We start from the raw sequence: 14,431 nt of genomic DNA on the forward strand, positions 1-14,431 counted from the left end.
GAGGTCGTGCGCGGCGACGAGGGGGTGGCGGTGTACGTCGAGCAGGGGCTCGAGGTCGGTGCTGGGATCCGCCAGCCGACGGCGTCCTGGGCGGCGGACCGTCCGGGCGAGCGCGTCCTCGAGCCGGCGTTCATGCAGATCCGCCAGGCGGTGGCCACCAGCCGCGGCCGCCACGCCGCCAGCATCGACTTCCTGCGGACGACGGTCGACGAGCTGACCGCGAACGGGTTCGTCGCCGCCGCCCTCACCCGGGCCGGGCACACGGACCTGGTGTGAGGCACCCGGTCGGCCGCGGGATCAGTGGGTGAGCGCCCGGAACAGCTCCTCGGCGGTGTCGCACCGGTCGATCAGGGCCGCGACGTGGGCCTTCGAGCCGCGGAGGGGGTCGATCGTCGGGACGCGCTGGAGCGACTCGCGACCAGGGAGGTCGAAGATCACCGAGTCCCACGAGGCGGCGGCGACGGAGTCGGCGTACTTCTCCAGGCAGCGACCACGGAAGTACGCCCGGGTGTCGTCGGGCGGGTGGTGCATGGCGCGCTCCACCGCGTCGTCGTCGAGCAGCCGCTCGATCCGGCCGAGCTGGACCAGCCGCTGGTAGAGCCCCTTGTCGGGCCGCACGTCGCTGTACTGGTAGTCGATCAGCTGCAGCTTGGCGTTGTCCCAGTCGATGCCGTCGCGCTCCCGGTAGGAGTTCAGCAGCTTCAGCTTGGCGACCCAGTCCAGCTCCCGCGCGCACAGCATCGGGTCCTGCGCGAGGCGGGTCAGCACCGACTCCCAGCGGTCGAGGACGTCGACGGTCTGCGGGTCCGCGTCGGAGCCGAGCCGGTCGTCGACGTACTTCCGGGCCAGCTCGAGGTACTCCCCCTGGAGCTGTAATGCCGTCAGCCGGCGCCCGTCGTGCATCGTCACCTGCTCCCGCAGGGTCGGGTCGTGCGAGACGGCGCGCAACGCGGCCACGGGGCCGTCCACGGTCAGGTCGGTGGTGATGAACCGGTCCTCGATCATCGCCAGGACCAGCGCGGTCGTGCCGAGCTTGAGGTACGTCGAGACCTCGGCGAGGTTGGCGTCGCCGATGATGACGTGGAGCCGCCGGTACTTCTCCGGGTCGGCATGGGGCTCGTCGCGGGTGTTGATGATCGGCCGCTTCAAGGTCGTCTCGAGGCCCACCTCGACCTCGAAGTAGTCGGCCCGTTGGCTGATCTGGAAGCCGTGCTCACGGCCGTCCTGCCCGATCCCGACACGTCCCGAGCCGCACACCACCTGGCGGCTGACGAAGAACGGCGTCAGGTGCCGGACGATGTCGCTGAACGGCGTCGCCCGGCTCATCAGGTAGTTCTCGTGGGCGCCGTACGACGCGCCCTTGTTGTCGGTGTTGTTCTTGTACAGGTTGATCGGGCTCGCGCCCGGCGTCTGGGCGGCCATCCGCGCGGCGTCGAGCATCACCTGCTCCCCCGCCTTGTCCCACAGCACGACGTCGAGGGGTGTGGTGACCTCCGGCGTCGAGTACTCCGGGTGCGCGTGGTCGACGTACAACCGTGCGCCGTTGGTGAGGATCACGTTGGCCAGGCCGAGGTCCTCGTCGGTGAGCTGGCTCGGGTCGGCGAGCTGGCGGCTCAGGTCGAACCCGCGGGCGTCGCGGAGCGGTGACTCCTCCTCGAAGTCCCACCGCGCCCGACGCGCCTTGATCGTGGCGCTGGCGTAGGCGTTGACCACCTGGGAGCAGGCGACCATCGGGTTGGCATGGGGCTGCCCCTGCACCGCGATGCCGTACTCCACCTCGGTGCCCATCACCCGACGAACGGTCACGGAGCGAGCCTACGCGCCAGGCGTGACGACGAGTCAGCCCGGATCAGCGTGGCTCGGGTGGCGATGGTCTCAGGCGCCCGGCGAGCTCTCGACCTCGATCGTGGCGGGCCGTTCGGACACGACGAGTGGCTGTACGGCGTGAGCGTACGACGCGCGCGCCAGGCGGGATGCCAGATGGTTCTGCCGGGTGTGGTGCCAGCCGTGGTTGCAGGCGGCCGCCATCGCCAGGATCGCGACGAGGCCCCAGAAGACGTGGACAGGCTCGACCATTGCAAACTCCCCCCGGAGTGAACGGTCCGAGTGTGACGGCTCGCCAGGTCGCTCCGCATGACATCGGCCAACTACGTCGATGGCTCCGCAGGACCATCCGCGGACCGGGGTCCGGGCAGGGACCTACAGGTACTGACCGGTGTTTGGCACGGTGTCGATCGAGCGGCCGGGCTCGGTGCCCTGCTTGCCGGTGATCAGGGTGCGGATGAACACGATCCGCTCGCCCTTCTTGCCGGAGATCCGCGCCCAGTCGTCGGGGTTGGTGGTGTTGGGCAGGTCCTCGTTCTCCTTGAACTCGTCGACGCACGCCTGGAGCATGTGCTGCACCCGCAGGCCGTGCTGGTCGTGCTCGAGGAAGTCCTTGATGGCCATCTTCTTCGCGCGGTCGACGATGTTCTGGATCATTGCGCCGGAGTTGAAGTCCTTGAAGTACAGGACCTCCTTGTCGCCGTTGGCGTAGGTGACCTCGAGGAAGCGGTTCTCCTCGGTCTCGGTGTACATCCGCTCGACGGTCGCCCGGATCATCCCCTCGACGCACGCCTCGCGGTTGCCACCGAACTCGCCGAGGTCGTCGGCGTGCAGAGGCAGCGCGGGGACGAGGTACTTGCTGAAGATGTCGCGCGCCGACTCGGCGTCCGGGCGCTCGATCTTGATCTTCACGTCGAGACGGCCAGGCCGCAGGATCGCCGGGTCGATCATGTCCTCGCGGTTGGAGGCACCGATCACCAGCACGTTCTCCAGCGCCTCGACACCGTCGATCTCGCTGAGCAGCTGCGGCACGATCGTGTTCTCCACGTCGGAGGAGACGCCCGACCCGCGGGTGCGGAACAGTGAGTCCATCTCGTCGAAGAACACGATCACGGGCGTGCCGTGGCTCGCCTTCTCACGCGCCCGCTGGAAGACCAGCCGGATGTGGCGCTCGGTCTCGCCGACGTACTTGTTCAACAGCTCGGGGCCCTTGATGTTGAGGAAGTAGGACTTCCCCTCCTGGCCGGTCCTCGCCGCGACCTTCTTGGCGAGGGAGTTGGCGACGGCCTTGGCGATCAGGGTCTTGCCACAGCCGGGAGGCCCGTAGAGCAGCACGCCCTTGGGCGGCTTCAGCTGGTGGTCGCGGAACAGCTCGGGATGGAGGTAGGGCAGCTCGACCGCGTCGCGGATCGCGTCGATCTGGGTGATCAGGCCACCGATCGACTCGTACTCGATGTCGGGGACCTCTTCGAGGATCAGCTCCTCGACCTCCGACTTCGGCACGCGCTCGTAGGCGTAACCCGCGCGGCCGTCGAGCAGCAGCGAGTCTCCGGCGCGGAGCGTGTCGGCCTTGAGCGGGTCAGCCAGGCGTACGACGCGCTCCTCGTCGGCGTTGGCGATGACGAGGGCGCGTGCGCCGTCGGCGAGGAGCTCCTTGAACATCACGACCTCGCCGACCTGCTCGAAGTCGAGCGCGGCAACGACGTTCAGCGCCTCGTTCAGCATCACCTCCTGGCCCTTGACCAGGGAGTCCAGCTCGACCGCCGGGCTGACGTTGACGCGCAGCTTGCGGCCGCCGGTGAAGACGTCGACGGAGTCGTCCTCGTTGCGCTGCAGGAAGGTGCCGAACCCGGCCGGCGGCTGCGCGAGCCGGTCGACCTCCTCCTTCAGCTTCATGATCTGGTCACGCGCCTCGCGCAGGGTCTGCGAGAGCCGCTCGTTCTGCGACGTGACGGCGGACAGCGAGCGCTGCGTGTCGGCGAGCCGGAGCTCCAGGCTCCGGCTGTGGCCCGGTGAGTCGGACAAGCGGCGCCGCAGGTCGGTCACCTCGGTCTCGAGGTAGCGGACCTGCTCGGCCAGCTCGCGGGCGCTCCGTCCTCCACCACTCGACGCGGAGTTAGAAGCGTCCTGACCACTGCTCATGAGTCCCACCTCCTTCTTTCGACCCTACTCGTCCGTACCCCTCCCGCACGCGAGAATCGAGCCGCGTTTCTCACGATTTGATCTCGTCCCGAACCCAGTACCCTGCGGCGTCATTCGTGCTCCGGATCCTCCGGTACGCCGGGTGGCCGCGGCCCCACGTAGTCGGGACCGTAGGCACCCGGGGCCGGCCGTCGTTTCTTCACCGGTGGCCGCTCCCCCGGTGCCATCGCGCGGGCGGTCACCAGGAAGGCGGTATGCCCGATCATCGAGTGGCCCGGGCGGACCGCGAGCCCCTCGACGTGCCAGTCGCGTACCAGCGACTCCCAGGCCTGGGGCTCGGTGAAGCCACCGTGCACCCGCACCCCCTCGACGAAGCGCGACAGCTGGGTCGTGGTGGCGACGTACGCGCACAGGATCCCGCCCGGGCGGAGCGCTCCGGCGGCGGCGTCCAGGCAGTCCCACGGGGCCAGCATGTCGAGGATCACCCGGTCGGCGCGCTCGCCGGACGCCGGCAGCTCGTCGGCCAGGTCGCCGAGGATGAGCCGCCAGGCGGGATGGCTCCGACCCTCCGCGCCACCGAAGAACTGGGTGACGTTGCGGCGCGCCACCTCCGCGAACTCCTCGCGCCGCTCGTAGGACGACACGGTGCCGTGCGGCCCGACCGCGCGCAGCAGCGAGCAGGTCAGCGCTCCGGACCCGACCCCGGCCTCGACCACGTCGGCGCCCGGGAAGATGTCGGCCATCGCGACGATCTGCGCGGCGTCCTTCGGGTAGACCACGGCCGCGCCGCGCGGCATCGAGACGACGAACTCGCTGAGCAGGGGGCGGAAGACGAGGTACTCACCGCCGGCCGACGAGGTGACGGTGAAGCCCTCCTCGCGCCCGATCAGGTCGTCGTGGTCGAGGTGTCCCTTGTTGGAGAAGAACCGCTTGCCGGGCACCAGCTCGAAGTTGTGCCGACGGCCCTTCCGGTCGGTGAGCCGCACCCACTCGCCGGCCCGTAGCGGCCCGCGGTGCACCCCGGCCCACGCCTCGGACGGGACGTCGGGGTGGGTGCGGTCCTCGGCCATGCGGCGAGGTTAACGGTCAGGCGCTGGCGCGGAAGGCGCGGTCGACGTCCGCGGTGGACAGGACCCCGAAGATGCTCCCGTCGGCGTCGAGCAGCAGGTACTCCCCCGCCGGGCGGGCACTGATCGCCCGGATCAGGTCCTCGCCACCGATGCCGACGGGCAGCCGCAGGCCGTCCTCGAGCGTCCGGGCGACCGACGAGGTCGGCACCCAGGCACGCCGGTCCGCCGGCACCGACTGCAGGGCGGCCTCGTTCACCACGCCGACCGGAACACCACCGGCCGTGACGGTCACGATGCTGCCCGCCTCGGCCTCCTGCGCACGGCGTACCGCCTCGGCCAGAGGCAGGTCGCCGGGGACGGTGAGGGTACGGCGTGCCAGGTCGCGCGCGACCAGGTGCGGAAGGCGCGAGCGCACCCGGGCCGACTCGAGGGCCGCGGTCGCACCGCTCCAGAGGAACATCGAGATGACGCCGGCGAAGACGAAGTCGATGATGGTCGGCCGGCCGCCCAGGACCTTCGAGGTCAGCAGCGGCCAGCCGATGGCGAGGAGGGCGACCAGGCGCCCGCCCCACGCGGCGACGATCGTGCCGCGGTGGGTGTCGCCGCTGGCGCCCCAGACCAGCGCCTTCAGCATCCGGCCGCCGTCGAGCGGGAGCCCGGGGACCAGGTTGACGATGCCGACGAAGAGATTGGTCCAGGCCAGTCCCGACAGCGCGAGGCCGATCAGGCCCCCCGGGGCCACCAGGTAGGCCAGGAACGCGACGAGTGCCACCGCCAGGGACGAGAGCGGCCCGACGACGGAGACCCAGAACTCCTGCTTCGGGGTGTCCGGCTCCCCGTCGATCGAGGTCATCCCGCCGAAGAACTGCAGCGTGATGTGGCTGACCGGGAGGCCGTACCGGCGCGCCATGTAGGCGTGGGACGCCTCGTGGACCAGCACCGACAGGTACAGCAGCACGGCGAGGGCGAGCCCGCCGACGTACTTGAGCCCGCCGAGCCCGGGCTCCACCTTCTCCACGGCCGGGGCCGTGATCACCGCGATCAGGCCCGCGATCAGGAACCACGAGCTGCTCACGAGCACGTCGCTGCCGGCGATCGACCCCACCTTGAACGTCCCAGGGGGACGGGGGGTGGAGCCGCGCGTCGCGCGGTCGTTGCTCATGTCTCGAGGCTATCCGACCAGGTGGTTCGAACCGGCGGGAACGGAGCGGGGACACGGCACCGTATGGCGCGGCGTACGGTCGGTTGTCGGTGGCCTCTCCTAGATTTCTCCGCATGAGCACGACCCACAGCGCTCCGGCTCCGGCCGTCGCTGCACCGTCCGGCGATGGGTCGCCGGCGGAGCGCCGTTCCACGCCGGTAGACGGGGTCGACGTGCTCGGTGCCTTGTCCCCGAGCCGGGCGTCCGACTTCATGTCCTGTCCGCTGCTCTACCGCTACCGCACGATCGACCGACTCCCCGAGGAGCCGTCGGCGGACGCCCTGCGCGGCACCCTGGTCCACAAGGTGCTCGAGGACCTCTTCGACCTCCCGTCCGCCACCCGCACCCCCGAGTGCGCGCGTGACCTGCTGGTGCCGACCTGGGATGCGCTGCTCGAGGCCGAGCCGGCTCTCGCGGAGCTGTTCACCGACGAGGGACCCGACGTCGCCGAGTGGCTCGCCTCGTGCCGCACGGTGCTCGACCGCTACTTCACGCTCGAGGACCCGCGCCGGCTCGAGCCGGCGGAGCGCGAGCTGTACGTCGAGGCTCTCCTCGACTCCAAGCTGCTCCTGCGTGGCTTCATCGATCGCCTCGACATCGCGCCCGACGGCGCCATCCGAGTGGTCGACTACAAAACGGGACGATCAGCTCCGGTGATGTTCGAGGCCAAGGCCCTCTTCCAGATGAAGTTCTACGCCCTCGTCATCTGGCGCACGCAGGGCGTGGTGCCGGCGATGCTCCAGCTGGTCTACCTCGGCAACGGAGAGATGCTCCGCTACGCCCCCGACGAGGCCGACCTGCTCGCCACCGAGCGCAAGGTCGAGGCGATCTGGCGGGCGATCGTCCGGGCCCAGGAGACCGGCGACTGGCGGCCCAACCGGTCCAGGCTGTGCGACTGGTGCTCGTTCCAGGCGCTCTGCCCCGAGTTCGGTGGCACGCCGCCGCCACTTCCCGACCGCACCGGTGACTCCGGCGAGCTCACCGAGGAGGACGTGGACTGAATCGAGCAGCCGAGTCCGCCGGAGGAGGACTCGGCGTGGGCTCGCTCAGATTGCCCTTCGAGACGCCTCGTCCCTCGGCTCCTCAGGAACTGCGAGACCCACGGCTGAGCCTGCGAAGCCGTGACGGGCGAGTCGAAATCCGGTCACTGTGCCCACGATCAGACACCGTTCCGTTCCGCCCACAACGCTGCCTGGGTGCGGTCGACGACCCCGATCCGCTGGAACGTCGAGGTCAGATGGGCCTTCACCGTGCGCTCGGAGATCCCCAGCCGCCGGGCGATCTGCTTGTTCGCGAGCCCCTGCCGCACCAGCGCCAGCACCTCGCTCTCGCGAGGCGTCAGGTCCGCGGCGGCGGTGGACGTCGTGCGCCGGGCCCCGAGGAGCTCGCGGGCGGCCCGCGGGTTGATCGGCGACTCACCCCGGGCGACCGCACGGATGCCGCGCAGCACCTCGTCGGGCTCGGCGTCCTTCAGCAGGTAGCCCAGGGCACCGGCATCCAGGGCTCCGACGATCCGCTCGGCGTCGGAGTACGACGTCAGCACCAGCACGTCGGCCAGCTCCTCGCCGACGATCTGTCGCGTCGCGGCCACCCCGTCGACCCCGGGCATCTGCAGGTCCATCAGGACCACGTCCGGCCGCGCCTCGCGCACCAGCGTGACCGCCTCCGCCCCGTCGGACGCGCTGCCCACCACCTCGAGGTCCGCCTCGCCGGCGAGCAGCTGCTCGAGCCCGGCCCGGAGCATCGCGTGGTCGTCCACGACCACGACCCGGATCGTCCCCGACGTTCTCACCGCTCCACCACCATCCGTACCGTCGTGCCGGCGCCGGGCGCGGAGTCCACCCGTACGCGTCCGCCGCCGTCCTCGACGAGGCTCTGCAGGCCGCGCAGCCCGTAGGAGCCGTTCCGGGCGGGTGCGGCGGGGTCGAACCCGATGCCGTCGTCGCGCACGGTCAGCCGCACCTGTCGCTCGTCGCCGCGCACCTCCACGGCCAGTCGCGCGGCGTCGGCGTGGCGGACCGCGTTCCGGATCGCCTCCTGCGCCACCCGCCAGACCAGGGTGACCACGTGGTCCGGCGCTCCCTCGACATCGCTCACCGACACCGTGGTCTCGACTCCGGCCGAGCCGGCCAGCGCGGTCAGGTCCTCCAGGGCCGCGCCCAGTCCGGCGGCGTCGAGTCCGGGCGGATGGATCTCTACCAGCAACGAGCGGAGCTGGCGCAGGGACCGGCGCAGGGACCGGCTGGACTCCGTCAGGCTGTCGCGGAGACCGGGTGGCAGGGACGGCTCGCGGGCCGTGCCCGACAGCGCGAAGGCCGTGCCTGCGAGCTCCTGCACCACTCCGTCGTGCAGGTCGCGGGCGATCCTGCGCCGCTCGGCCTCCGAGGACTCGATCGCCCGGCGCATCAGGCGTTCACGAGCCCGCGAGGCGCGGGTCAGCCGCAGGGTGAGGACGCCGAGCAGCGGGACGCCGAGCAGCAGCAGCGCCAGCAGCGCCCCGACCGTGATCCTTCGGAACGGCGTCAGCACCTCGGCCGCGCGCTTGTGCACGGTCTCGACGGAGTAGTACGCCTCGAACAGCAGGGGCTGACCCTCGGGCGACTCGATCCGGGTGTAGACCTCCAGCAGCCCGTCCTCATCGGTCTCGAAGCGGTTCTCCCGTCGGCGCAGGTCGGAGATCCCGCCCTCGGTGTCACCGCTGTGGAGCACGCTCAGCTGTTCGCCGTCCAGCGCGAAGCGTTTCCCGATGAGCTGGGTCTCGTCGCTGTAGACGACGGTCCCGTCGCCTCGCCAGATCTTGATCCGGCGTACGTCTCCGACCAGCAGCCGGGCGAGCACGGCCCGGTCGAAGCGGTCGATCGCCCCGGGATCCCCGTCCACCAGCCCTTTCGGCATCGCCGGCTCGGCCACCGAGTGCGCGAGGAGCTCGGTGGTCACCCGGGCGTCGGCGAGGGCCTCGGACCGCGCCGCACGCTGCGAGAAGATCCCGGTCGCCCACCAGGCGACCGCGAAGAGCAGCAGGCTGGCCACGACGAACTGCACCAACGGACTGGCCCACGGTCGCCGCAGACCCTTCACTCGGCGCTCCTCGGCGTTGTCGGACGTATGGATCGGTGCGGATCAGAACGAGATGGTGCCACGGCACACCTGGTGGCGATGCGTGGCCCGGAAGATGAAATGGTCTGTGCCCGCCAGGTTGGCCATCCGACGCTCGACCTGGAACGAGCCGCTGAGGCCGGACGTCTTCTTGGTCCCGCTCGCGGAGAGGCTCCCGTTGTGCTTGAGGGTCCAGCGCCAGACCTGTCCGGCCCGGTTGCTGTCGATCTCGCCCTCGACCTCGATCCGGCCGTCGTCCGCCTTGGCCTTCAGCTTCCAGTGGGCGGTGCCCGAGCAGCGACCGCTCGTGCGGACGTCGCTGCCGCCGCCGTCGGAGGCGGCGGCCGGGGAGACCAGGCCCACCGGAACGGTGAGCGCGGCGACGGTCAGGGCGGCCAGGGCGGTGCGGGTCGGTCGGATGGGCATCTCGGACTCCTCGTGTCGTCGGGAACGAGACACCAGGCTCGGCTGCGGCGGGTAGGAGTTGCTATCGGACGCTGGTACTACGACCTCTCTCCGACTCCGGTTCAGCGACGACTCAGGCGTCCGGCCGGCCCTCGTCCGGGTAGAGCACACACGCCACCTCGACCCCGCCGGCCCTGCGCAGCGGAGGCGGGGGGGCGGGCTCGAAGTGCACCGTGACCCCGGATCCGGAGTCCTCGACCGCGGTGACCCCCGACCACAGCGGCTCGTCGACGTCCTCGGTCCTCATCCGGTCGAGGATCGCGCGCACCTGCGCGCTGCCGCCCACGCCAAGGGTCGCGGTGGTCGACGGGGTGTCGAGGTGGTCGAGGTCGCCGATCACCCTCCTCTCCTCGTCGTACGCCGCGTCCGCGCGCAGCCAGTGCTCCTCGACGAGCGTGCGGAGGTCCCGCGACTCCCAGCCGCAGCCGGAGACGGCTTCGGGGCAGCGCGGGTGGAAGGCACAGCCGAGCGGCGGTTGGGCGGCGTCCGGGATCTCCCCCCGGGGCAGGTCCCGCGGCACCATCTTGTCGGGGTCCGGCTCCGGGATCGCGGCCAGCAGCGCCTTGGTGTACGGGTGCCGCGGCTGGGCGAAGATCTCCTCGGTGGGCCCGATCTCCACGATCCGGCCGAGGTACATGATCGCGACCCGGTCGCAGAAGTACTTGGCGGTCGCCAGGTCGTGGGTGATGTAGACGTAGGTGAGCTCGAGGTCGTGCTTGAGGTCCAGCATCAGCTGCAGGATCTTGGCCCGCACGCTCATGTCGAGCATCGACACCGGCTCGTCGGCGACCAGCAGGGTGGGGTTGAGCACGATCGCCCGGGCCAGCACCACGCGCTGCTTCTGACCGCCGGACAGGTCGCGCGGGTACTTGTTCAAGAACAGCTCCACCGGCGAGAGACCGACCCTCTCGAGAGCCTGCACGACGCCGGCCCGACGCTCGGTCGCGGACTTCATGCCGTGGACCCGGAGGGCGTCGCCGACGGCCTCCTCGATGGTCATCGACGGGTTCAAGGCGGCGTTCGGGTCCTGGAAGACCATCTGCACCACCCGCCGGATGGCGCGCAGCTGCCGGCGGCTCATCTCTGCGAGGTTCTGGTCGCGGAGATGGATCGAGCCGGACGTCGCGGGGACCAGCCCCAGGAGCGCTCGTCCCAGGGTGGACTTCCCGCTGCCGCTCTCACCGACCAGGCCCACGACCTCGCCGGGCCGCAGCCGGAGGTCGACCCCGTCGACGGCCTTGATCGTGCCGGTGTCGCGGCCGAACAGCCGGGCCAGTGTCCCGCCACGGAGCTCGAAGTGCACCGACAGATCGCGCACGTCGACCAGCGCGGGGGCGTCCGCCCGGGTCTCAGGCTTCGTCGGCAACGGTCAGCTCCTCCTGCTTCAGCGGCTGCTTCCCCCCGGGCGGGACCTGCTCGTCGGGCCCGAGCAGCCAGCACTCGACGCGACCGCCGCCGGGTCGCTCCATGTTGACCGGGTTCTGGGTCGCGCACACGTTCATGGCCTGAGGGCAGCGCGGGTGGAACCGGCAGCCGTCGGGTGGGTCGACCAGGTCCGGCGGGGCACCGGGGATGTAGTTGAGCCCGGTGGTGCTGAGCGAGATCGTCGACCGCAGCAGCTCCCGCGTGTACGGGTGCTGGGGATTCTTGAACACCTCGGCCACCGTCCCCTGCTCCACGATCCGGCCGGCGTACATCACCGCCACCCGGTCGCAGGCCTCGGCGACGATGCCGACGTTGTGGGTGATCAACAGCAGGGACGTCTGGAAGTTGCGGCGCAGGTCGTTGAGGATCTGGACGATCTGCGCCTCGACGAGCACGTCGAGTGCGGTGGTCGGCTCGTCGGCGACGACGAAGGCCGGCCGCAGGACGAGGGCCAGCGCGATCATCAGCCGCTGCCGCATGCCGCCTGAGAACTCGTGGGGGTAGGACCGGTAGCGGGTCGGCGGTATACCCATCAGGCGGAGCGCCTCGAGGGCGCGCTCGCGGATCTCGTCCTTGGACAGGCCTGGCTCGTGCTGCTTGATGGTCTCCTCGAAATGCTGGGATATCCGCATCAGGGGGTTCAGGCGGGTCAACGGCTCCTGGAAGATCATCCCGAGCTCGCGACCGCGCAGCTGGTAGGACTCCTTCGCGCTGAGCGAGAAGATGTCCTGGCCCCGGAACAGCACCTGGCCGTCGCGCTTGGCACCTTCGGGCAGCAGCCCCATCAGGCCCCGGCCGAGGGTCGACTTCCCGCAGCCCGATTCGCCGACCAGGCCGAGCGTCTCACCCGGCGCGAGGTCGAAGCTGACGCCGTCGACGGCCCGGATCGCACCACGGGTCGTGCCGTACCAGACCCGCACGTCGCGCGCCGAGATCACCGGCTCCCCCGGGGAGATCGCGACGGTCCGGTCGCTCACGTCGATGGCCATGTCAGCTCCGCTCCTCCTCGACCAGGTTGGGTGCCGCGCGCCCCGGCATGACGACCGGTAGGAGGCGACGCCGCCGGAGCGTGGGGTTCAGCGTCTCGTTCAGGCCCTCGCCGACCAGTGTCAGGCCGGTCACCAGGAGCACGATCGCCAGGCCGGGGTACAGCCCCGTCCACCAGACCCCGCCGCCGGCATCCGCGAGCGCCCGGTTGAGGTCGTGGCCCCACTCGGCGGCGTCGGTCGACTGGATGCCGAGCCCGAGGAACCCCAGCCCGGCCAGCGTGAGGATGGCGTCTGCGGCGTTCAGGGTGCCGAGCACCGGGACGCTCTGGATCACGTTGCCGAACAGGTAGCGCCGCATGATCCGGCCGTCGGTCGCCCCGATGGCGCGGGCGGCCTCGACGTACGTCGCCTCCTTGGCGCTGAGCGTCGTGTTCCGGACGACCCGGAAGTACTGCGGGATGTAGACGGCGGTCAGGGACAGGGACACCGCCACCACGCTGCCGCCGTAGACGTTGGTGAGCAGGAACGAGAACACGATCGCCAGCAGGAAGGAGGGGAAGGCGTACATCGCGTCCATGACCAGCACGACGATCCGGTCGAACCATCCGCCGTAGTAGCCGGACGCGAGACCGAGCGGCACGCCGATCACCACGCAGAAGAAGATGGAGAGGACCACGACCTCGAGGGCGGTGCGGGCCCCCCAGATCACCCGGGAGAACACGTCGAAGAACAGCCTGTCGGTGCCGAACCAGTGCTGGGAGTCCGGGTGCCCCAGCTTGGGGAAGGCGACGCCGTGAGCGGAGGTCTGCGCGAAGCCGTAGGGGGCGACCCAGGGGGCGAAGAGCGCGAAGACGACGAAGACCGCGGTGAGGAGCACCCCGGCGACCAGCATCCAGCGGGCCAGGCCGGCCGTCTCGGTGAAGGGCTTCAGGAGCCCGGCGGCGACCCGGCGCATCAGAACCTCACTCGCGGGTCGATGAGCGCGTTCACGATGTCGATGATCACGCTGATCAGCACCACGGCGAGCGCGAAGATCGTGATGATGCCCTGCACCGCGCCGTAGTCGCGGTTGTTGATGTAGAAGACCAGCTTCGAGCCGATGCCCGGCCAGTTGAACGTCGGCTCGGTCAGCACGGCGCCTCCGAGCAGGAGTGCGAACTGCAGCCCGACCACGGTGATCACCGGGACCAGAGCGTTGCGGAAGCCGTGCCGCCAGGTGACTTTGCCGCTGGAGATGCCCCGCGCCTCCGCGGCCTCGACGTAGTCGGCCTGCATCGTCTGCAGCATGTTGACCCGCACCAGCCGGATGAAGATCCCGCAGATCAGAAGACCCAAGGTGGTGGCCGGCAGCACGAGGTGCTTGAGGACGTCCTGGATCGCGGCGCCGTTCCCGCTGAGCAGCGCGTCGAGCAGCAGGATGTGGGTCTTCGGCTGGACCTGGAAGACGGTGATGGGGCTGGCGTCGCCCGAGGTCGGCAGCCCGAGCGGTCCGGCCACGTAGAGCTGGAGCAGGAAGCCGACGAAGAACACGGGTGCCGCGTAGCTCAGGATGCCGAACAGCCGGATGACGACGTCGGGGACCGAGTCACGGAAGCGACCCGCCAGCAGGCCCAGCGGGATGCCCACGACCAGAGCGATCACGAACGCCGCGACTGTCAGGCTCAGGGTCGCGCCCCCGTTGTCGCGGATCACGCGCAGGACGGGCTGGTTGTCACTGAACGTGGTTCCGAAGTCGAGATGCATCACCGAGGACACGTAGTCCCAGTACTGGGCGATCAGGGGCCGGTTGAACCCGAGTGCCTCACGTCGTTGTTCGAGCGCCTGGGCGTTGAGCTTGCCGCCGAGGGCCGCCGAGACGGGGTCGCCGGGCGCCACCCGCAGCACGACGAAGACGACAGTGAGGATCACCCAGATCATCGGGATCACCAGCAGGATGCGCTGCAGGATGTAGCGCGGGAGCGATCCTGATCCAGCACGGGCCATGACTAGTGCCTCCTGGCACGGGTCGTGGGGAGAGACCGCTCGGGCCTCCCCCCACGTCCGTGTGCTGTGGTTGATCAGGCGTTCTTGGTGACCAGCCAGAACCGGAAGATGAACGACGGGTCGAGCGTGCTCTCGACGCCGGACATGCCCTTCCCGTAGACGGCGGTGTTCTGCCCCACCCACGACGGGATGAACGGGACGTCCCTGGCGGCGATGTCCTGCAGCTGACCGAAGAT

The 14,431-nt window shown here is 70.2% G+C and carries 13 protein-coding genes and 1 pseudogene; 2 read left to right on the plus strand and 12 right to left on the minus strand.

What is annotated here, in order from left to right; genetic code table 11:
• Positions 1 to 276: pseudogene (locus VGK78_RS04150) on the plus strand (ABC transporter substrate-binding protein); the annotation flags it as partial.
• Positions 277 to 297: 21 nt separating this feature from the next.
• Here the strand turns inward: VGK78_RS04150 and dop are convergent.
• The 5 genes from dop to VGK78_RS04175 form a co-directional block, all read right to left on the minus strand.
• Positions 298 to 1,806: a depupylase/deamidase Dop gene (gene dop / locus VGK78_RS04155; protein ID WP_349257116.1), complete on the minus strand. Its 1,509-nt coding sequence runs from the start codon at positions 1,804 to 1,806 to the stop codon at positions 298 to 300.
• Positions 1,807 to 1,875: 69 nt separating this feature from the next.
• Entirely contained in the window at positions 1,876 to 2,076 is a 201-nt protein-coding gene (locus VGK78_RS04160) for a hypothetical protein (RefSeq protein WP_331526122.1), read from the minus strand.
• Between the two features lie 123 nt (positions 2,077 to 2,199).
• A complete protein-coding gene (gene arc / locus VGK78_RS04165; protein WP_331526123.1) occupies positions 2,200 to 3,966 on the minus strand; it encodes a proteasome ATPase in 1,767 nt (588 codons plus the stop codon).
• 110 nt (positions 3,967 to 4,076) lie between these two features.
• A complete protein-coding gene (locus tag VGK78_RS04170; protein WP_331526124.1) occupies positions 4,077 to 5,036 on the minus strand; it encodes a tRNA (adenine-N1)-methyltransferase in 960 nt (319 codons plus the stop codon).
• Positions 5,037 to 5,052: 16 nt separating this feature from the next.
• Positions 5,053 to 6,198 (minus strand): site-2 protease family protein, encoded by a 1,146-nt coding sequence (locus VGK78_RS04175; RefSeq protein WP_331526126.1) that lies wholly within the window; start codon positions 6,196 to 6,198, stop codon positions 5,053 to 5,055.
• Between the two features lie 113 nt (positions 6,199 to 6,311).
• On the opposite strand from VGK78_RS04175, the gene VGK78_RS04180 reads away from it, so the two are divergent.
• Complete coding sequence (locus tag VGK78_RS04180) at positions 6,312 to 7,238, plus strand: PD-(D/E)XK nuclease family protein (protein ID WP_331526128.1); 927 nt, start codon at positions 6,312 to 6,314, stop codon at positions 7,236 to 7,238.
• A gap of 158 nt (positions 7,239 to 7,396) precedes the next feature.
• Here VGK78_RS04180 and VGK78_RS04185 read toward each other — a convergent pair whose 3' ends face one another.
• From VGK78_RS04185 to VGK78_RS04215, 7 genes are all read right to left on the minus strand, one after another.
• Entirely contained in the window at positions 7,397 to 8,029 is a 633-nt protein-coding gene (locus VGK78_RS04185) for a response regulator transcription factor (protein WP_331526129.1), read from the minus strand.
• Entirely contained in the window at positions 8,026 to 9,315 is a 1,290-nt protein-coding gene (locus VGK78_RS04190) for a sensor histidine kinase (RefSeq protein WP_331526130.1), read from the minus strand. The genes VGK78_RS04185 and VGK78_RS04190 overlap by 4 nt, the downstream gene beginning before the upstream one ends.
• 42 nt (positions 9,316 to 9,357) lie before the next feature.
• Positions 9,358 to 9,759, minus strand: a complete 402-nt coding sequence (locus tag VGK78_RS04195; RefSeq protein ID WP_331526131.1) for a hypothetical protein — start codon at positions 9,757 to 9,759, stop codon at positions 9,358 to 9,360.
• Positions 9,760 to 9,871: 112 nt separating this feature from the next.
• Entirely contained in the window at positions 9,872 to 11,164 is a 1,293-nt protein-coding gene (locus VGK78_RS04200) for an ABC transporter ATP-binding protein (protein WP_331526132.1), read from the minus strand.
• Positions 11,148 to 12,212, minus strand: a complete 1,065-nt coding sequence (locus VGK78_RS04205; protein ID WP_331526133.1) for an ABC transporter ATP-binding protein — start codon at positions 12,210 to 12,212, stop codon at positions 11,148 to 11,150. The genes VGK78_RS04200 and VGK78_RS04205 overlap by 17 nt, the downstream gene beginning before the upstream one ends.
• Position 12,213: 1 nt before the next feature.
• Positions 12,214 to 13,167, minus strand: a complete 954-nt coding sequence (locus tag VGK78_RS04210) for an ABC transporter permease (protein ID WP_331526134.1) — start codon at positions 13,165 to 13,167, stop codon at positions 12,214 to 12,216.
• Positions 13,167 to 14,195, minus strand: coding sequence for an ABC transporter permease (locus VGK78_RS04215; RefSeq protein WP_331526135.1), 1,029 nt, complete (start codon positions 14,193 to 14,195; stop codon positions 13,167 to 13,169). Before VGK78_RS04215 ends, VGK78_RS04210 begins: the two co-directional genes overlap by 1 nt.
• Between the last annotated feature and the right edge of the window lie 236 nt (positions 14,196 to 14,431).

Source organism: Nocardioides sp. (assembly GCF_036503465.1).
GTDB lineage: Bacteria > Actinomycetota > Actinomycetes > Propionibacteriales > Nocardioidaceae > Nocardioides.

Coding starts and splice junctions, on each gene's coding strand:
- arc (WP_331526123.1), bottom strand. CDS start 3,966: ATGAGCAGTGGTCAGGACGCTTCTAACTCCGCGTCGAGTGGTGGAGGA.
- VGK78_RS04205 (WP_331526133.1), bottom strand. CDS start 12,212: ATGGCCATCGACGTGAGCGACCGGACCGTCGCGATCTCCCCGGGGGAG.
- VGK78_RS04180 (WP_331526128.1), top strand. CDS start 6,312: ATGAGCACGACCCACAGCGCTCCGGCTCCGGCCGTCGCTGCACCGTCC.
- VGK78_RS04215 (WP_331526135.1), bottom strand. CDS start 14,195: ATGGCCCGTGCTGGATCAGGATCGCTCCCGCGCTACATCCTGCAGCGC.
- VGK78_RS04160 (WP_331526122.1), bottom strand. CDS start 2,076: ATGGTCGAGCCTGTCCACGTCTTCTGGGGCCTCGTCGCGATCCTGGCG.
- VGK78_RS04210 (WP_331526134.1), bottom strand. CDS start 13,167: ATGCGCCGGGTCGCCGCCGGGCTCCTGAAGCCCTTCACCGAGACGGCC.
- VGK78_RS04175 (WP_331526126.1), bottom strand. CDS start 6,198: ATGAGCAACGACCGCGCGACGCGCGGCTCCACCCCCCGTCCCCCTGGG.
- VGK78_RS04170 (WP_331526124.1), bottom strand. CDS start 5,036: ATGGCCGAGGACCGCACCCACCCCGACGTCCCGTCCGAGGCGTGGGCC.
- VGK78_RS04195 (WP_331526131.1), bottom strand. CDS start 9,759: ATGCCCATCCGACCGACCCGCACCGCCCTGGCCGCCCTGACCGTCGCC.